This window comes from Micromonospora wenchangensis, from assembly GCF_002210435.1.
Lineage (GTDB): Bacteria > Actinomycetota > Actinomycetes > Mycobacteriales > Micromonosporaceae > Micromonospora > Micromonospora wenchangensis.
On record NZ_MZMV01000098.1, the window covers coordinates 1 to 18,025 of the forward strand.

The following is an 18,025-nucleotide window of genomic DNA, read 5'->3' on the forward strand; positions in this document are numbered from 1 at the left end:
GAACACCACCATCCTGCGCAAGAGCATCCTCGGCATCGCCGGCCTCGCCGTCGCCGGCGGCCTGGCCGCCGGACCGCTCAACCACGACACCCCCACCCTCGACACCCGCCCCGTCGCCGCCATCCAGGCCGACAAGCCGGCCGTCGACACCGCCAAGCTGATCCCCCACGGCGTACAGGGCGACCAGTCCCACATCGACCTCAACGACGAGCAGACCAGCAACGCCAAGGCGATCATCGCCGCCACCAAGAAGGCCGGCATGGACGAACGCGCCGCGGTCGTGTCGATCGCCACCAGCCTCCAGGAGTCCAAGCTGGAGAACCTCGGCCACCTCGGCGACCGTAACGACCACGACTCGCAGGGCCTGTTCCAGCAGCGCCCCTCCAGCGGCTGGGGCACCGTCGAGCAGATCACCGACCCCGAGTACGCCACCCTGGCGTTCCTCAAGGGCCTCAAGCAGGTCGACGGCTGGCAGGACATGCCCCTGACCAAGGCCGCCCAGACCGTCCAGGTCTCGGCCTACCCCGACCACTACGCCCAGTGGGAACAGCAGGCCGCCGACCTCGTCACCCAGCACTGGAACAGCTGACCCGCGTACGACACGATGGCCGGCACCCCACCCGGGGTGCCGGCCATCGGCACGTCCACCCGTGCCTGCCGATGGTTCGGTGCCTGCCGGCGGATCGGCGGGCGGGCGGTGCGGATCGTGGGGACTTCTTGCTGCCCCAGGCACCACAACTCTCCACACAGGGCCACGCGGTGATGCCGTCTGGCATGGGCACCCGGGACCGCGCTGCCCTGGCGGACCTCGCCCAGCCCGCTGTCGCCGTAGCCGTCAGCGGCGTCGGTCAGCCGGCCACGTCGGTCAGCCGGCCACAGCGGACCGACGGATCTATGGTGACCTGGGTCACCGGAGGGTGGGGAAGGAGTAGGTGGGGTGCCGCGTTGTGCGGGGTGTCGGTGTGTTCGGTGTCCCCGGGCCTCACCTGAAATGCCGTCGCGGAGTTCCGTTCGGCTGGAGCCGCGTTGCGCCACGCGCCGAGAGGCGACCCGCACACCGACACGCGCCGCCCCCGACCCACCAGGGTCGGGGGCGGCGCGCTGTGTGCGTACCGGGCAGAATCACGGTGTGGACTGGTCCAGCTCGACCGGCGTGGTCACCCTGCCCAGCGGTGCGACCGTGCGCGGGCGCCGGGTGGCCGACGCGGTGTCACCGGCCGACTTCGCCCTGATCCTGGCGCCCGGCCCGACCCCCGCCTGGGCGCACCGGCGCATCCGGTGGCCCGACTTCTGGTTGCCGACCGACCGGGCCGACGCCCTGGACGCCTTCCGTGAGGCGCTGCGCCGCGCCCAGGCCGGCGACCGGGTGGAGGTGGCCTGCCGGGGCGGGATCGGCCGGACCGGCACCACCCTCGCCGCCCTGGCGATCCTCGACGGGGTGCCGGCCCGCGACGCCGTCCGGTGGGTCCGCGACCGCTACCATCCGAAAGCCGTCGAGACCCCCTGGCAGCGCGCCTGGCTGCGGCGGATCCCCAGCCACTGACCGTGCGCCCCGGCCGCGCCACCCCGTCCCCACCGCGCCCCCGACGGCCGGCCACCGGCGGGGGCGGGGGAGTGGCCCCGCTCAGCGGGGGGCGACGTATTCGCGCAGGTGCCGGGCGGTCAGGGTGTCGCCGTGCGCGACCAGGTCGGCGGGGGTGCCGGTGAAGACGATCCGGCCGCCGTCGTGGCCGGCACCGGGACCCAGGTCGACGATCCAGTCCGCGTGCGCCATCACCGCCTGGTGGTGCTCGATGACGATCACCGTGTTGCCGGCGTCGACCAGCCGGTCCAGCAGGGCGAGCAGTTGGTCCACGTCGGCCAGGTGCAGGCCGGTGGTCGGCTCGTCCAGGACGTAGGTGGCGGCCTTCTCCGCCATGTGCACGGCCAGCTTGAGCCGTTGCCGTTCCCCGCCGGACAGGGTGGTCAGCGGCTGCCCCAGGGTCAGGTAGCCGAGGCCCACCTCGGTCAGCCGGTCCAGCACCACCCGGGCCGGGCCGGACGGGAAGAACTCCCGGGCCTCGGTCACCGACATGCCGAGCACCTCGCTGATGTTCCGCCCGCGCAACGTGTAGGTCAGCACCTCGGGGGTGTACCGCCGCCCCTCGCACGCCTCGCAGACGCTGGCGACGGCCGCCATCGTCGCCAGGTCGGTGTAGACCAGCCCGATCCCCTTGCAGGTCGGGCAGGCACCCTCGGAGTTGGCGCTGAACAGCGCGGCCTTTACCCCGTTGGCGCGGGCGAACGCGGTGCGGATCGGGTCGAGCAGGCCCGTCCAGGTCGCCGGGTTGCTGCGCCGGGAACCCCGGATGGGGGACTGGTCGACCACCACGACGCCGTCGCGGCGGGGCAGCGAACCGTGGATCAGTGAACTCTTGCCCGACCCGGCCACTCCGGTGACCACGGTGAGCACCCCCAGCGGCAGGTCGACGTCGACGTCCCGCAGGTTGTGCAGGTCGGCCCCCCGGATCGCCAGGTGGCCGGTGGGCCGGCGGAACGCCGTACGCAGGGTCGCCCGGTGGTCGAGGTGCCGACCGGTCAGGGTGTCGGAGCGGCGCAGCCCGGCGACGTCGCCGGTGTAGCAGATCCGCCCGCCGGCCGAGCCCGCGCCCGGCCCCAGGTCGACGACGTGGTCGGCGATGGCGATCGTCTCCGGCTTGTGCTCGACGACCAGCACCGTGTTGCCCTTGTCGCGCAGCCGCAGCAGCAGGTCGTTCATCCGGGCGATGTCGTGCGGGTGCAGCCCCACCGTCGGCTCGTCGAAGACGTACGTCACGTCGGAGAGGCTGGACCCGAGGTGGCGGACCATCTTCACCCGCTGCGCCTCGCCACCGGACAGGGTGCCGGACTCCCGGTCCAGGCTGAGGTAGCCCAGGCCGATCTCCACCATCGAGTCCAGGGTGTCGCGCAGGTCGGCCACCAGCGGGGCCACCGACGGCGGGTCGATCCCGCCGACGAACTCCGCCAGGTCGGTGATCTGCATGGCCGTGCACTCGGCGATGTTCCGGCCGGCGATCCGCGAGGACAGCGCCGCCGCGTTGAGCCGGGCCCCGCCGCAGGCGGTGCAGGTGGCGAAGGCGACCGCCCGGTCCACGAAGGCCCGGATGTGCGGCTGCATGGACTCCCGGTCCTTGGCCAGGTAGAGCCGGCGGACCTTCACCGCCAGCCCCTCGTACGTCCAGCTGTTGGCGCCGACCTTGATCTTCGTGGCCGGCTTGTGCAGGAAGTCCGCCCACTGCTGCGGGGTGAAGTCCTGGAGTTTGACGTCCGGGTCGAACAGGCCGGACCCGACGATGGTCTGCCAGTACCAGGAGTCCACGGCGAAGTTCGGCACCAGGATCGCCCCGTCGTTGAGCGAGCGTTCCACGTCCACCATCGCCGACACGTCGAGGTCGGAGACCCGGCCCAGCCCCTCGCAGGTCGGGCACATGCCCTCGGCGAGGTTGAAGCTGAACGCCCCGGCCCCGCCGACGTGCGGCTCGCCGAGCCTGCTGAACAGGATCCGCAACAGCGCGTACGCGTCGGTGGCGGTGCCGACGGTGGAGCGGGAGTTCGCCCCCATCCGCTCCTGGTCGACCACGATCGCCGGGGTCAGGTTCCGCAGCGAGTCGACGTCGGGGCGGGACAGGTTCGGCATGAACGACTGGAGGAAGGCACTGTAGGTCTCGTTGATGAGGCGGCGGGACTCGGCGGCGACGGTGCCGAACACCAGGGAGGACTTCCCCGAGCCGGAGACCCCGGTGAAGACGGTGAGCCGTCGCTTGGGTATGTCGACGGAGACACCGGTGAGGTTGTTCTCCCGGGCCCCCCGTACCTCGATCACGTCGTGGTGGTCGGCGGCGGACTGCGCTGGTTGCTCCATACCTTCCATTTTCTCATTCACGCTCACGTAGAGACTTTCTCCGCACCTCACGCGTCGATCGACCGACAACATGACGGGAAGTCTCAAACCACGTGACAACCACTAGGGTGGACGGGAACGCGAGCGGTGGGGAGAGGCCGGGTGACGGGGGAGCGACGGTGGCGGCTGGTCGACGTCGCGGCCAGCGCCGGCATCTCCACCCAGCAGGTGCGCAACTACCTGGCCGACGGGGTGCTGCCGCCGACCGACCGCACCCCGAGCGGCTACCGGATCTTCACCGACCGCCACGTCCGGGCCCTGGCGGTGGCCCGCCGGATGGCCGAGGGGCACGGCTGGGCGCGTACCCGGGAGGTGCTGGCGGCCGTGCACCGGGGTGAGCTGCCGGCGGCGCTCGCCGCACTCGACGCCGGGCACGCCGAGCTGGACCACGAGCGGGCCGAGATCGCCCGGGTGCTGGGCGCGTTCGAGACGGTGCTGGGCGGCCGGCCGGCGGCCGTGCCCCGCCGGGACGCCCGGATCGGCGAGGTGGCGGCCCAGGTGGGGGTGCGGACCTCGCAGCTACGCCTGTGGGAGCAGCGCGGTCTGCTCCGCCCGCACCGGCAGCGGGGCACCGGCTACCGGGTGTACGACGTGGCCGAGGCGCGGGCGGCGCAGGTGGTGGCGCTGCTGCGCCGGGGCGGCTACCCGTTCGAGATCATCACGGCGGTCCTCGACGAGCTGCGCAGCACCGGCCGGCCGGACCGGGTGCGCGCCGAACTCGCCCGGCGGGAGCAGGAGCTGAACCGTCGCAGCCTGCGCCGGCTGCGGGCCTCCGCCGCGCTCTACGACTACCTGGACGCCACCGGTGAGCCGGCCCGACCCCTCGACGGCGGCTGAACCGGTCGGTCCCGACGGTGCCGGCCGCCCGCCGGAGTGGGCGGTGCCCGAATAGCCGGACGGCCCGGCGGATCATCCGCCGGGCCGTCGGTGCCCAACAGTCAGTTCAGCCCGCAGGCGGCGAAGCTGTCGAGGTCGGGGCGCTGTGCGCCGACACGGTTGAAGGCGATCTCGATGCGGTCGAGGGCGGCTTGGCGCTTGTCCTTCAGTGGGCCGAGGATGGCGTTGTTGATGAAGTTGGCGCCGCCCTGGGGGTTGGCGGCCTGCTGGGCGAGTCGGGCGTTGGCCTCGCTGATCTGCTTGTCGAGGTTGGCCAGTTCGGCCTGGACGTTCGCGGCGGCCTGGGCCGGTACGGCGGGGATCTGCGGCGTCGGGCAGTTCACCGTCCGGGCGGCACCGGCGTTGCCGTTGCCCGCGTTGCCGTTCCCCGCGCCCGCGTTGCCGTTGCCGGCGTTGCCCGCACCCGCGCCGTTGAGCCCGCAGGCGGCGAAGTTGTCGAGGTTGGGGCGCTGTGCGCCGACGCGGTTGAAGGCGATCTCGATGCGGTCGAGGGCGGCTTGGCGCTTGTCCTTCAGTGGGCCGAGGATGGCGTTGTTGATGAAGTTGGCGCCGCCCTGGGGGTTGGCGGCCTGCTGGGCGAGTCGGGCGTTGGCCTCGCTGATCTGCTTGTCGAGGTTGGCCAGTTCGGCCTGGACGTTCGCGGCGGCCTGGGCGGGCACGGCGGGGATCTGCGGCGTCGGGCAGTTCACCGTCTGGGCGGCGGCCGTGGTGTTGTTCCCGCCGGTGGCGGCGTTGCCGGCCTTGACGGAGCTGTTCAACGCGCTGGCCACACCCGGGGCGTTCAGGCCGCAGGTGGCCAGGGCGTCCAGGTCGGGTCGCTGGGCACCGGCCCGGTTGAAGTTGATCTCGATACGGTCCAGCACCGCGACCCGCTTGCTCTTCAACGGGCCGAGGATGGCGTTGTTGATGAAGTTCGCGCCGCCCTGCGGGTTGGCCGCCTGCTTCGCCAACCGCTCGTTCTGCCTGGCGATCTCCTCGTCCAGGTTGGCCAGTTCCCGCTCCACCCCGGCGGCGGCCGACGCCGGGACCGCCGGCAGCTTGTCCCGTACCGTCGGGCAGTTGACGGTCTGCGCGGCGGTGCTGCCGGTGTTCTCACCGGCGGAGGCGAGTTGCAGGCCGCCGCCCAGCAGCAGCACCGCCAGGGCGCCCACTCCGCCGAGCTTGAGGACGGCATTCTTCCGCATTGGCCTGGCCATGTACCTCTCCTCTGATCTCCGGCGGGTCGCGACGGCATCGCGTCCGGTGGCCCGACGGTGGCTGGGGGAAGGCGGACCGGGCGTCCGACGCCCGTCGGCGTCCGCCCGATCCGTCCTTGCGGCGATGGATACGGGGACCGGTCGAAGATCGTTCAAGAATTCCGGTGAGCTTTCGGTCGCCCTCCGTGGTCGACAGAGAAACCGCAGCTCAATGTGGGTGGGAGCGGTCCCGGCGGCACTTCGTGGGGCCGATTTTGGCTACCTCGGGTAACTGTATGATCATCCATGGTCACCCGTCGGGCGGCCGCGCCCCCTGGGGAACCCGGTCGCCGCCTCGGTAGGGTGCCTCACCATGAGAGCCCGGGTCCTGGCCGCCGGCGTCGCGGCCGTACTCCTCACCGGTGTGCCGGCCACGCCCGCCACCGCGGGCGGTGCGGCCCGCGCCGGGTCGGCCGCCGCCGTCGTGCCGTGCCCGAAGCTGCCGACGCCGAAGGTGACCCGACCGCCCCGACCCGCGCCGCCCGCGGCCGTGCCCGAGCAGCAGCGGGTGGGGGGCAAGGCGCTGGCCACCCCCGGGCTGACCGTGCCGCCCGGGGTGCCCGCGCCGCCGCCGGTCACCGCGACCTCCTGGCTCGTCGCCGACCTGGACACCGGGGCGGTGCTCGGCGGCTGCGGCCCGCACGAGTACGGCACCCCGGCCAGCGTGCAGAAGCTGCTGCTGGCCGCCACCATGCTGCCGAAGCTGAACCCGAAGCAGGTGGCCACGGTCACCCGCGCCGACCTGGACATCGAGCCCGGCAGTTCCGCCGTCGGCCTGCTCGACCGTGGTCGCTACCCGGTCGAGACCGTCTGGCTCGGCCTGCTGCTCCAGTCCGGCAACGACGCGGCGAACCTGCTGGCCCGCCTGGGCGCGGGCAGCGCCGCCGCCGGGGTCCGCGAGATGAACGCCGAGGCCCGCCGGCTCGGGGCGTGGCAGACCCACGCGGTGACCCCGTCCGGGCTGGACGGTCCGGGCCAGTTCACCAGCGCGTACGACCTGGCGCTGATCGCCCGGGTCTGTTTCGCCGACCCCACCTTCCGCCGGTACGCCCTGACCGAACGCACCCAGATCCCGGCCCAGCCGGCACTGCGCAAACCAGGCTTCCAGATCCAGAACGAGAACCAGCTCATCTACCGGTACCCGGGGGCGCTGGGCGGGAAGACCGGCTTCACCGACCTGGCCCGGCACACCTACGTCGGTGCCGCCGAGCGCGGTGGGCGACGACTCGTGGTGACCCTGCTCGGGGCGGAGGCCCGCCCGGTACGCGGCTGGGAACAGGGGGCGCGGCTGCTCGACTGGGGCTTCGGCCTGCCCCGGGACGCCTCGGTGGGGCGACTGGTCGAGCCCGGTGAGCTGACCGCCGCCAGCCCGTCGGCCACACCGTCCGCCCCGGTGGCCGCCGCGCCGACCGCCCCCCGCCCGGCGACCGGCGCGCCGCACTGGCTCGGCGGGGCGGTGGTCGGCGGGGCGGCCGGACTGGTCGGCGTGCTGGCCGTCCTGCTCGCGGTCGGCCGTCGGCGGCGGACCCGCCGCCGGGCCCGGCGGCGGGTCGCCTGGGACTGACGGCGAGCACCCGCACGGCACCTCCGCCGCGTGTCGACGGTCGCGACCCGCCGGGATCGGCCGGCGTCGACAACCGGTGGCCGGCTCCATAGACTCCGGTCGTTCCGGTACCCGTCGTCTCTCCGGTACCACGAGTCCAGGAGGACCATCAGTGTCGAGTGAACCCCGACCGTCCGCCGCCGGGTCGCGCCCCCACGGCCGGCTGGCCCGCCTCGCCGGGGCGGCCCTGGCCTCGGCCGCGCTGGTCGTCGCCGGTGGCACCGCCGCCGTCGCCGCGCCCGCCGACGGGCCGGCCGCCGCCCGGACCACGAAGGGGCCGTGCGCGTACACGTCCACGCCCGACGAACCACCGGCCCGGCCGGTGCCGCTGCCGCCGGACCCGCGCCGGACGCCCGACGACGGCACGGTCCGGGTCACCCTGCGCACCAGCCAGGGACCGATCGGGCTGACCCTGGACCGCGAGCAGGCCCCGTGCACCGTGCAGAGCTTCCTGCACCTGGCGAAGCACCGGTTCTACGACTGGACGCCCTGCCACCGGCTGACCGCGTACCCGACGTTGCAGGTGCTCCAGTGCGGCGACCCGTCCGGCACCGGTGAGGGCGGGCCGGGCTACCGCTACCGCGACGAGCTGCCCACCGACCTGCCACCCGCGCCGACCGACCCCACCGGGGTTCGCCGGCTCTACGCCCGGGGCACGCTCGCCATGGCCAACGCCGGGCCGGACACCAACGGCAGCCAGTTCTTCCTGGTCCAGTCGGACTCGGCGCTGCGCCCCAACTACACCGTGTTCGGCAGCATCGACGCGGCCGGGCTGGCCACCCTCGACCGGATCGCCGCCGGTGGCATCGCGCCCACCCCCGAGGACCCGGCGCCGGTGGACGGCGCCCCGGCCCTGCCGGTGCAGATCCACCGCGCGATCCGGGGCCACTGAACGACGCCGGCCGGCCCGTCCGCGGGCCGGCCGGGTGTGACGCCGGGCGGGGGTGGGCGACCACCCCCACCCGACGCTCAGTCCTGCTCGCCTGCCGCCCGGGCCCGGTCGGCGTCCGCGTCGGCCGCACCGACCGGCACGCCGTCGCCGTCGCGGGCGGCGTCGGACAGGTCCACGTCAGCGCCGGCACGGGCGGCGTCGGCGCGGGCGTCGTCCGCACCCACCACGGGACGGGTGTCGACGTCGTCGACGTCGACCAGGTCACCACCGGCCGCGAGGCCGATCGGGGCGTAACGGGGGTCGGTCATGGTCTCCTCCTTCACCGGGGCCTACCCTCCGCTACCCCCATCCACCCCCGTCGACACCTCCCGCCGCCCGGCGGCATGTTAGCGGCCCGGCCGCGCCCGGCGGGTGGGATTCGCCGGATCGCCGGACCACCGGGGCGGGTGTCACTACCTTCGTCAGCGTGAGAGTTCGGGGACGTACCGCCGCCGTCATCGCCGCCCTGCTGCTGTCGCCGGTCGTCGCACCCGCCGGTGCGGCGGACGCCGCCGGGGCGGTCACCACCGGCCCGTGCGCGCCGGTGCCGGCCGTGTCCCGGCCACCCCGGCCGGTCCCGCCCCACGCGGACCCGGCCGCCCGCGCGGTCGGCGGCCCCGCCCTGGCCACCACGGAACAGGTCCGACCGGCCGGGACACCCCGGCCGCCCGCCGTCGCGGCCACCTCCTGGCTGGTCGCCGACCTGGACAGCGGCGACGTGCTCGGCGGCTGCGGCCCGCACGAGTACGGCACCCCGGCCAGCGTGCAGAAGCTGCTGCTCGCCGCGACCGTGCTGCCGAAGCTCGACCCCCGCCGGACGGTCACCCTCACCCACGGCGACCTCGACATCGAGCCGGGCAGCTCCGCCGTGGGCTTCGCCGAGGGCGGCCGGTACCGGATCGAGACCCTCTGGTTGGGCCTGCTGCTGAAATCCGGCAACGAGGCGGCCAACGCGCTGGCCCGCCTCGGCGGCGGCCCCGACGGGCTGCCCGGCGGGCTGCGGGCGATGAACGAGCACGCCCGGCAGCTCGGCGCGTTGCAGACCCACGCGGTGACCCCGTCGGGGCTGGACGGGCCGGGCCAGTTCACCAGCGCCTACGACCTGGCGCTGATCGCCCGTGCCTGCTTCGCCGACGCCACCTTCCGCCGCTACGACACCACCCGGGAGACGACGATCCCCGCCCAGCCGGCGCTCGGCGAGAAGGCGTTCCCGATCCAGAACGACAACCAGCTGCTCTACCGCTACCCGGGGGCGCTGGGCGGCAAGACCGGCTACACGGACCTGGCCCGGCACAGCTACGTCGGTGCCGCCGAGCGCAACGGCCGGCGGCTGGTGGTCACCCTGCTCGGCGCGGAGGTGCTCGACAAACGGGGCTGGGAGCAGGGCGCGGCCCTGCTCGACTGGGGCTTCGGGGTGCCCCGGGGCGCGGCGGTCGGCCGGCTGGTCAACCCGGGCGAGCTGACCGCCGGCCCGTCCGCGTCCGCCACCGCCACCCCGCCCGCACTGGCCGCCGCCGGTGGGCCGGGCCGGCTCGACCCGGTCGGCCACCCCTGGTCACGTCCGCTGTTCGCGGTCTCCCTGGCCGCCGTCGTGGCCGGGCTCGCCGGGCTGCTGCTCGCCCTGCGCCACCGACCCGACCACGGACGCCGACGACGGTGAGACCCGGCGCGGACCGCCCCCGGTGGGTGCCGCTCCGGTTGCTGGTCGCGGCGGCGGTGCTCGCCACGGCGGGCTGTGGCCGGCCGCCGCAGCCCGCGCCGGTGCCGAGCGCCGCCGTGCCCACCCCGACCGGCCCGCGCGCCCCGGCCGACGTGGTGCTGCTGTCCGAGGTCGACCCGAGCATCGTCGTCGACATCCGCTACGCCGGCCCGCACAACTTCGTCGGACGTCGGGTGGACGGCTACGACGAGCCGCTGTGCCTGCTCACCCGGCCCGCCGCCGAGGCGTTGCGCCGGGTGCAGGACGCCGCCCGCGCCCAGCGGCTGAGCCTGCGGGTGTACGACTGCTACCGGCCGACCCGCGCCGCCGACGCGTTCGTCCGCTGGGCGAGGGACCCCGCCGCACAGCAGACGAAGGCGGAGTTCTATCCCCGGGTGGCCAAGTCGAGGCTGTTCACCGACGGCTACCTCGGCGCGCCCACCGCGCACAGCCGGGGCAGCACCGTCGACCTGACCCTGGAGTCCCGCCCGGCCCCGCCCCGCGCCTCGTACGCCCCGGGTCAGCCGCTGGTGGCCTGCACCGACCCGGCCGACCGGCGGTTCGCCGACGGCACCCTCGACATGGGCACCGGATTCGACTGCTTCGATCCGCTCGCGCACACCGCCGACGCCCGGGTCACCGGTGCCGCCCGGAGCAACAGGCAACTGCTGGAACGCCTGATGACGCAGGAGGGCTTCGTCAACTACGACCGGGAGTGGTGGCACTACCGGTACGCCGACGAGCCCTACCCCGACACCTACTTCGACTTCCCGGTGGCCCGTACGTCCCTGCCCCGCTGACCGGCCCGGTCGCCACCTCCGGGGCGGTTACCGCCGGCCGGTGAAACTCCGGTGGGTCGGCAGCCGCAGACCGCTAGGCTGCCCGACGGCTCCCGGCCGCCCGCCCGGGGCGACCCCGTCCCCCGGAGGACCCTCGACATGACCACCGAACGGATCGGCCCGCCGCTGCGTGCCGGGGAGCGGGAGACGCTGCGCGCCTTCCTCGACTTCCACCGGGCCACCCTCGCCATGAAGTGCGAGGGGCTGACCGACGACGAGTTGCGCCAGCGGGCGGTGCCGACGTCCGACCTGACCCTGCTCGGCCTGCTGCGGCACCTCGCCGAGGTGGAACGCGCCTGGTTCCGGCGGGTGATCGACGCCGAGGACGTGCCGCTGCTCTGGTCGGACACCGGCGACTACCAGCGGGCGTACGACCCGAGCGGGTCGACCGGCGCGGAGGCGTTCGCGGCGTGGCAGCGGGAGGTGGAGCACTCCCGGCGGATCGAGCGGGCGGCGGCCTCGCTCGACGTCACCGGTCACCAGGCGCGCTGGGGCGAGGACGTGTCGCTGCGTCTGGTGATGCTGCACATGATGCACGAGTACGCCAGGCACAACGGCCACGCCGACCTGCTGCGGGAGGCCGTCGACGGCAGCGTGGGCGTCTGACCCGCCGACCCGGCCGTGCCCGCCCCGGCCGCTCAGCCGGCGGCCGGCCGGGTGCGCAGCGGCAGCCAGGCCAGCACGTCGCGGATCGTGGCGTCCCAGTACGGCCAGTCGTGGTCGCCTGGAGAGAAGTCCACGGTCACCGGCACGCCCCGGTCCCGGGCCGCCGCGACGAAACGCTCGTTGTCGTCGTACAGGAAGTCCTCGGTGCCGCAGGCGACGTAGAGCGGGGGAGTGTCGGCCCCGGCCCGGCCCACCAGCGCCACGGTGTCGTCGTCGGGGCCGGCCGTCGGGGCGTCGCCCCAGACGGTGTGCCAGACGTCCGGGTCGAGCGGACGGTCCGGGGCGTGCCGGCGGTGGGCGACGTTGAGCGCCCCGGACAGGCTGGCCGCGGCGGCGAACCGTTCCGGCTGCCGCAGCGCCCACTTCACCGCGCCGTAGCCGCCCATCGACAGCCCGGCGACAAAGGTGTCCTCCCGGCGGTCGGAGAGCCGGAAGAACGACCGGCAGACCCGGGGCAGCTCGTCGGTGAGGAACGTCCAGTACCGGTTGCCGTGCTTCTCGTCGGCATAGAAGCTGCGTCCGGCCTGGGGCATCACCACGGCCAGCCCCAGCGCCGACACGTACCGCTCGATCGAGGTCTGGCGGGTCCAGGCGGTGTCGTCGTCGCTGAGCCCGTGCAACAGGTAGAGCACCGGCGGGCCCGCGTCGGTGGGCTCCGGCCGTGCCGGGTCGGGTTGCGGCAGGATCACCGTCATCGACGTGCTCATGCCCAGGGCCTCGGAGTCGAACTCGCACCGCATCAGAGCCATGGCCATGGACCGTACCGTCTGCCGGCCGGGGCGGACACGCCCGCGCCGTTTGGACACCCTAGGCTGTCGCCATGTCCGCCGAGGATGCCGTGATCGACCTGGACGCGCCTCGGCCCGGGTCCCTCGGGCCGGCCGGTGCCCGTGCCCGCCGTTCCGCCCGACCCCGGTTCGTCCTCGGCCTGGTGGCCGCCTTCGTGGCCGGCCTCGTGCTGGGTGGCTGGGGCGTCGACCGGTCACAGGAGGCACGCGCCCGGCAGGAGCGGGAATCGGCGGTCAGCCTGGTCGCCATGCCGGCCGCCATGGGCGGCAGCGGGGTGAACTCCGGCGGCCGGGCCCGGCTCGAAGGGTCACTGGCGGTGGTCAACGCCGGGCCGTCCCCGGTCACGGTACGGTCGGTCCAGGCCGACAGCCCCACCGTCGTCGTCCGCGATCTCGGCCGGACCCGGCTGATCCGGCCCGGCGGCACCGGCGGGATCGACGTGGTGGTGCAGTTCCGGTGCGGGGAGGCACCCACGGTGGAGCCGCTGTCGGTGCGGTTCTCCGTCGAGACCGCCGACGGACAGGTCCGGGAGGTCCGCTACCCGATCGTCATCGTGGGCAGCCTCTGGCTCGACCCGATCTCCACCATGTGCGACCTACGATAACCGGACCGCCACCCGGGCGAGGACGGATATCGTTTGCGGCGGTGCGGGCGTCCGCCTAGGTTCGACGTCGACGCCAACACCGACCAACCGGGGAGCACACCGTGTCGCCGTACCTCAGCACGTCGACCACGCGGTTCACGCCGCGCGGCGGCGTGCTGTTGCCAGCCGGCGAACAGGCCCGGGGGTGTCGGTGGCGATCGGGGTGGCGGCGCGGATAGCGCCAGCGCGACCTGCGCAGCCGCCCACCCCACCAGGGGACCGGGCGGCTTTTTCGATCCCCGACACCCGCCGAGGGGTGTAGCTCAACGGGTAGAGCACCGGATTCCAAACCCGACGGTCGCAGGTTCGAATCCTGTCACCCCTGCTCCCACCAACGAGGAGAACGACCATGGCATTCACCCCGCTGCCGGGCACGAAGGCGCCGGTACGGGTCTGGACCGACCCGTACGGCATCGAGCCGCAGGCCGCGCAGCAGTTGCGCAACATCGGCGCGCTGCCCTGGGTGCAGGGCGTCGCCGTGATGCCGGACGTGCACTACGGCAAGGGCGCCACCGTCGGCTCGGTGATCGCGATGCGGCAGGCCGTCTCGCCGGCCGCCGTCGGGGTGGACATCGGCTGCGGGATGAGCGCGGTACGCACCTCGCTCACCGCCGCCGACCTGCCCGACGACCTCGCGTCGCTGCGCTCGGCGATCGAGGCGGTCGTGCCGGTCGGCTTCGCCAAGCGGGACGACCCGGTCGACCCGCGTCGGGTGCGGGGTCTGGAGCAGCGCGGCTGGGACGACTTCTGGGCCCGGTTCGCCACCCTGGACCGCCGGGTGGCGCAGCTGGAGAGCCGGGCCCGGCACCAGCTCGGCACCCTCGGTGGGGGCAACCACTTCATCGAGGTTTGCGTCGAGCAGGACGGCCCGGACGCCGGGCAGGTCTGGCTGATGCTGCACTCCGGTTCCCGCAACATCGGCAAGGAGCTGGCCGAGCGGCACATCGGGGTGGCCCGTGCCCTGCCGCACAACGCCGACCTGCCCGACCGGGACCTGGCGGTGTTCCTCGCCGGCACCCCGGAGATGGACGCGTACCGGCGGGACCTGTGGTGGGCGCAGGAGTACGCGCGGCGCAACCGGGCGGTCATGCTGGCCCTGCTGTGCGGCGTGGTGCGGGACGCCTTCCCGCAGGTCAGCTACGGTGAGCCGATCTCCTGCCACCACAACTACGTGGCCGAGGAGCACTACGACGGGGTGGACGTGCTGGTGACCCGCAAGGGCGCGATCCGGGCCGGCCGGGGGGACCTGGGCATCATCCCGGGGTCGATGGGCACCGGGTCGTACATCGTGCGGGGCCGGGGGAACCCGGACGCGTACTGCTCGGCGTCGCACGGGGCCGGCCGGCGGATGTCGCGGGCGCAGGCGAAGCGCACGTTCACCGTCGACGACCTGGCGGTGCAGACCGCCGGGGTGGAGTGCCGCAAGGACACCGGGGTGGTCGACGAGATCCCCGGCGCGTACAAGGACATCACCGCGGTGATGGCGCAGCAGGACGACCTGGTCGAGGTGGTGGCCCACCTCAAGCAGGTGGTCTGTGTGAAGGGTTAGACCGGCCGACGCCCCCGGGCGTCGGCCGTGAGCCCCGGTGGCGCAGCGGACAGCGCGCCGGTCTACGAAACCGGAGAGCCCAGGTTCGAATCCTGGTCGGGGCACGGACCACCGGGGTGGTCGGGCCGGGTGCGCCTCACGAGGCGTACTCGGTCGAGATCTCGGTGGCGTAGGTCTTCCACAGCGGTGCCATGGTCTCGGCGTTGACCGGCCGCCCGGAGTCGATCATGGCCTTGAAGTCGCGGAAGTACTGCACGTACAGGTCCGGGGTGAACGTGTTCAGCATGACCGCGTTCCCCTCGCCGACGTTGGCGAACGTGTGCGGCGCCCCGGTCGGCACGATGACCCAGGTGCCCGGTCCGGCGTCGTAGTGGTCCTCGCCGACGGTGAACCGGAACGTCCCCGCCAGCACGTAGAAACCCTCGTCGTGCTGGGCGTGGCGGTGCTGCAACGGGCTCGGGGTGCCCGGCGGGATGGTGACCTCGGCGAACCCCAGCCGGTGCTCGGTGTGCTCGCCGTTCTCCAGGATGCGGATCTGCTGCGCCCCGCTGCCGAGGATCTCGCCCTCACCGGGGCGGACGATGTTCACCTTCGCCACGACTTCCTCCCATCGCTACTGCCTGCCTTGGTGACCACCATCCTGTTCCGGTGTCGTGGTGCGCGTCTTGGTGGTCCGTGCACGGTTGTTGGCGATCAGTGCGCGGGCGTTGTAGCCGTACGTCGCCGTGAAGAGCTTGCTGAAGTGGGCGGGGTCGGAGAATCCCCACCGGGTGGCCACGGCGGTGACCGTGCGGCCGCCTGCGGCCAGCTCGGCCCGGCAGCGCTCCAGGCGGCGACGGCGGATCAGGGCCGCGACGGTGAACGGCTGGTCCTCGAACAGCTTGTGCAGCCGGCGTACGGAGATGTGGTGGGCGGCGGCGATGCCGGGCGGGGACAGACCGGGGTCGGCCAGCCGGGCCTCGATGTAGCCGGCGATCCGGTTCCGCAGCCGCTCGTCCGGGGCCGGTTGCCCGTCGCCCAGCCGGGCCTCCAGCGCGACCGCGATCAGCTCGACGACGGCCGCCGCCGACCGCAGCGCCGCCGCCTCGCGCAACCCGGTCGCCGACCGCGCCGACTCCCGGGCCAGCACCGACACGAGCGCGCCCGGACCGTGGCTGCCGTCGATGCGTACGCCGACGAGCCGGTCGATCTGCGCGGGCCGCATCCGCAGCTCCCGGCGTGGAACCAGGATGGTGACGTGCGCCGAGGCGGTGCTCTCGAACCGGAGAGCGCGCGTCGGGTCGAGCAGCACCAGGTCGGCCGGCCCGAGTTCGGCGGTGCCCCGCCCCTGCTCGATCCGCGTCCGACCCCGGGTCATCACCTTGACCGCCAGGTTCCCGCCGTCGGAGGCGTCGCGTTCCCGCCCGACACACGCGCTCGCGGGCGTGGCCAGGGAGACCAGCCGCAGCGGCCCGAGGTCGCGGGTGGCGACCCGGCCCTGGAAGCCGGCCTCGGCCAGTCTGTTGACCAGCGGCGGAAACCCGCAGGCGACCAGCTCGTCCCGGAACGTCTCTCGATTGCCGACCACCCGTCAACGGTAACGGCGGCCCCTGAGGCGGGAGGGGGTCACGCCGCGTCGAGTTTGTAGCCGACCCCGCGTACGGTGCGCAGCAGCCGGGAGGCGGCCGGGTCGTGGTCGACCTTGGCGCGCAACCGCTGCACCGCCACGTCGACCAGGCGGGAGTCGCCGAGGTGGGAGTGCCGCCACACCCGGTCCAGCAGCACCTCCCGGGTGAACACCTGACCGGGCCGGCGGGCCAGCTCGGTCAGCAGCCGGAACTCGGTGGCGGTGAGCGTCAGTTCCCGTCCGTCGCGGCGCGCTACGAAGCGGGCCGGGTCGACCTCCAGCGGCCCGACGGTCAGCACGGGTTCGGTGGGCACGGCGTGGCCCCGGCGCAGCGCCGCCCGGACCCGGGCCACCAGTTCCGACAGGTCGAACGGCTTACGCAGGCAGTCGTCCGCGCCGCACTCCAGGCCGACCACCACGTCGACGGTGTCGGTGCTGGCGGTCAACAGCAGGATCGGCACCTGGCTGCTGCGCCGGATCTCCCGGCAGACCTCGAGGCCGTCCAGGCCGGGCAGCAGCGTGTCCAGAATGATCAGGTCGATCAGCCCGGCCCGCCAGGCGGCGAGCGCGGCCCGCCCGTCGGCGGCGGTGCTGACCCGGAACCCGGCCCGGCGCAGACCGAGGGCGGTGACCTCCCGAATGGAGGCATCGTCCTCGACCAGCAGCACCCGGCCGTCCATGGTGTTCCCAGGGTAGTCCCGGGGTGGCCCGTCCCGACCCGGCGCAACGGCCGGTGCCGGGAGCCGATCGACGTCGGTCCCCGGCCCGCCGGGCGGTCGCCGCCGCCGTCACTCCTGCCACTGGTGCGCCACGTCGAGCACGATCCGGCTGTGCGTGCCGGGGCCGGCGAGCAGCAGCACCCGGAACGGCAACTGCGCCCGGACGCCGACGGCGAAGGTGCTGTAGCCCTCGAAGGTGCCGCCGTAGACGACGTCACGCAGGGTGCGGTAGCCGAGCACCGTCGCCACGTGGTCGCCGGCCCGGTACGGGTAGCCGACCGCCGGCTCCCGCAACTGCACCCGCAGCACCGCCCCGCCCGCCGTGTACGGCGACACCGGCAGCCCCTGCCCCTCGGTGAACACGTCGCCGTAACCGACCGAGTAGCCGTCGGCGGACCCGTCGAACTCGAAGACCAGCCGGTCGTAGCAGTCCTGCTGCCCGGTGCGGGTGGTGAGCAGCGGGGCCGGGTTCAGGCCGCCGCCGGTCCTGCCGGCGCTGCCCCAGGTGATCCCGCAGTAGGGTGCGGCGGCGGTGCGGAGCCGGCCGGCGGCGGTCGCCGTACCGACGGTGATGAGCAGCACGGCCAGCACGGCCGTGACCGCCGTCAGGGTCCTGGTGGAACGCATGGTGTCCTCCCGCTCGACGTTTCCGGCCCGGGACGGCCGGTCCGGTCGACGGTCCACCGGACGGGCCACAGTGGCCCCACCGGCAGGTAACAGCCGGGCAACAACGCCGCCCTGCATCTCGGCTCACCCGGGGTCGCGGCCCGGCGGGCTGCTCGCTCCATCCTGGTCAGGGCGGGTCAGCCCGATGGTGGCGGCGAGACGGGCGACGTCGGCCGGGGTGGGGCCGGCGCGGAGCACGGCGGCCAGGGCGGCGCGGGCGGCGGGGCGGGTGCGGGTCTCGCC

Annotated in this window: 18 protein-coding genes and 2 tRNA genes; 12 read left to right on the forward strand and 8 right to left on the reverse strand. The window is 74.0% G+C overall.

The features are described from left to right. Nucleotides 1-10 precede the first annotated feature (10 nt). Together B5D80_RS31090 and B5D80_RS31095 are read left to right on the forward strand one after the other, a co-directional pair. Nucleotides 11-589 (forward strand): hypothetical protein, encoded by a 579-nt coding sequence (locus tag B5D80_RS31090; RefSeq protein WP_088647511.1) that lies wholly within the window; start codon nt 11-13, stop codon nt 587-589. A gap of 540 nt (nt 590-1,129) precedes the next feature. Then, nucleotides 1,130-1,543: a protein-tyrosine phosphatase family protein gene (locus B5D80_RS31095; protein WP_088647498.1), complete on the forward strand. Its 414-nt coding sequence runs from the start codon at nt 1,130-1,132 to the stop codon at nt 1,541-1,543. 81 nt (nt 1,544-1,624) lie between these two features. Here B5D80_RS31095 and B5D80_RS31100 read toward each other — a convergent pair whose 3' ends face one another. Continuing rightward, nucleotides 1,625-3,901 carry an ATP-binding cassette domain-containing protein gene (locus tag B5D80_RS31100; RefSeq protein ID WP_088647499.1) on the reverse strand — a complete coding sequence of 759 codons (2,277 nt, stop codon included), beginning with the start codon at nt 3,899-3,901 and terminating at the stop codon, nt 1,625-1,627. Between the two features lie 141 nt (nt 3,902-4,042). Between B5D80_RS31100 and B5D80_RS31105 the strand changes: the two genes are divergently transcribed. Continuing rightward, a complete protein-coding gene (locus tag B5D80_RS31105; RefSeq protein ID WP_088647500.1) occupies nt 4,043-4,777 on the forward strand; it encodes a MerR family transcriptional regulator in 735 nt (244 codons plus the stop codon). A gap of 101 nt (nt 4,778-4,878) precedes the next feature. On the opposite strand, the gene B5D80_RS31110 is transcribed toward B5D80_RS31105, so the two are convergent. Beyond that, entirely contained in the window at nt 4,879-6,033 is a 1,155-nt protein-coding gene (locus tag B5D80_RS31110; RefSeq protein ID WP_088647501.1) for a hypothetical protein, read from the reverse strand. A gap of 352 nt (nt 6,034-6,385) precedes the next feature. On the opposite strand from B5D80_RS31110, the gene B5D80_RS31115 reads away from it, so the two are divergent. Continuing rightward, nucleotides 6,386-7,636, forward strand: a complete 1,251-nt coding sequence (locus B5D80_RS31115) for a D-alanyl-D-alanine carboxypeptidase family protein (protein ID WP_088647502.1) — start codon at nt 6,386-6,388, stop codon at nt 7,634-7,636. 151 nt (nt 7,637-7,787) lie between these two features. Next, entirely contained in the window at nt 7,788-8,567 is a 780-nt protein-coding gene (locus tag B5D80_RS31120; protein ID WP_245855091.1) for a peptidylprolyl isomerase, read from the forward strand. 77 nt (nt 8,568-8,644) lie between these two features. On the opposite strand, the gene B5D80_RS31125 is transcribed toward B5D80_RS31120, so the two are convergent. Further along, complete coding sequence (locus B5D80_RS31125; RefSeq protein ID WP_088647513.1) at nt 8,645-8,875, reverse strand: hypothetical protein; 231 nt, start codon at nt 8,873-8,875, stop codon at nt 8,645-8,647. Between the two features lie 158 nt (nt 8,876-9,033). Here B5D80_RS31125 and B5D80_RS31130 point away from each other — a divergent pair, with 158 nt between their 5' ends. From B5D80_RS31130 to B5D80_RS31140, 3 genes are all read left to right on the forward strand, one after another. After that, nucleotides 9,034-10,266, forward strand: a complete 1,233-nt coding sequence (locus B5D80_RS31130; protein ID WP_088647503.1) for a D-alanyl-D-alanine carboxypeptidase family protein — start codon at nt 9,034-9,036, stop codon at nt 10,264-10,266. Continuing rightward, nucleotides 10,263-11,105 (forward strand): M15 family metallopeptidase, encoded by an 843-nt coding sequence (locus B5D80_RS31135; protein WP_245855092.1) that lies wholly within the window; start codon nt 10,263-10,265, stop codon nt 11,103-11,105. Before B5D80_RS31130 ends, B5D80_RS31135 begins: the two co-directional genes overlap by 4 nt. A gap of 138 nt (nt 11,106-11,243) precedes the next feature. Further along, on the forward strand, nt 11,244-11,750 hold the full coding sequence (locus B5D80_RS31140) for a DinB family protein (RefSeq protein WP_088647505.1): 507 nt from the start codon (nt 11,244-11,246) through the stop codon (nt 11,748-11,750). A gap of 32 nt (nt 11,751-11,782) precedes the next feature. On the opposite strand, the gene B5D80_RS31145 is transcribed toward B5D80_RS31140, so the two are convergent. After that, nucleotides 11,783-12,559, reverse strand: coding sequence for an alpha/beta hydrolase (locus B5D80_RS31145; protein WP_088647514.1), 777 nt, complete (start codon nt 12,557-12,559; stop codon nt 11,783-11,785). Nucleotides 12,560-12,630: 71 nt separating this feature from the next. Between B5D80_RS31145 and B5D80_RS31150 the strand changes: the two genes are divergently transcribed. The 4 genes from B5D80_RS31150 (at nt 12,631) to B5D80_RS31165 (ending at nt 14,895) form a co-directional block, all read left to right on the forward strand. Next, nucleotides 12,631-13,203, forward strand: a complete 573-nt coding sequence (locus tag B5D80_RS31150) for a hypothetical protein (RefSeq protein WP_088647506.1) — start codon at nt 12,631-12,633, stop codon at nt 13,201-13,203. Between the two features lie 291 nt (nt 13,204-13,494). Beyond that, nucleotides 13,495-13,567: transfer RNA gene (locus tag B5D80_RS31155), tRNA-Trp, on the forward strand. A gap of 24 nt (nt 13,568-13,591) precedes the next feature. Further along, nucleotides 13,592-14,791, forward strand: a complete 1,200-nt coding sequence (locus B5D80_RS31160) for an RtcB family protein (protein WP_088647507.1) — start codon at nt 13,592-13,594, stop codon at nt 14,789-14,791. 31 nt (nt 14,792-14,822) lie between these two features. After that, nucleotides 14,823-14,895: transfer RNA gene (locus tag B5D80_RS31165), tRNA-Arg, on the forward strand. Between the two features lie 32 nt (nt 14,896-14,927). On the opposite strand, the gene B5D80_RS31170 is transcribed toward B5D80_RS31165, so the two are convergent. The 4 genes from B5D80_RS31170 to B5D80_RS31185 all read right to left on the reverse strand — a co-directional run bounded on the left by B5D80_RS31170 (nt 14,928) and on the right by B5D80_RS31185 (nt 17,743). Next, on the reverse strand, nt 14,928-15,389 hold the full coding sequence (locus tag B5D80_RS31170; protein WP_088647508.1) for a cupin domain-containing protein: 462 nt from the start codon (nt 15,387-15,389) through the stop codon (nt 14,928-14,930). Between the two features lie 15 nt (nt 15,390-15,404). Continuing rightward, nucleotides 15,405-16,358, reverse strand: a complete 954-nt coding sequence (locus tag B5D80_RS31175; RefSeq protein ID WP_088647509.1) for an AraC-like ligand-binding domain-containing protein — start codon at nt 16,356-16,358, stop codon at nt 15,405-15,407. Nucleotides 16,359-16,396: 38 nt separating this feature from the next. Then, nucleotides 16,397-17,077 (reverse strand): response regulator transcription factor, encoded by a 681-nt coding sequence (locus B5D80_RS31180; RefSeq protein WP_088647510.1) that lies wholly within the window; start codon nt 17,075-17,077, stop codon nt 16,397-16,399. A gap of 108 nt (nt 17,078-17,185) precedes the next feature. Beyond that, nucleotides 17,186-17,743 (reverse strand): AMIN-like domain-containing (lipo)protein, encoded by a 558-nt coding sequence (locus B5D80_RS31185; RefSeq protein ID WP_088647515.1) that lies wholly within the window; start codon nt 17,741-17,743, stop codon nt 17,186-17,188. Nucleotides 17,744-18,025 lie beyond the last annotated feature (282 nt).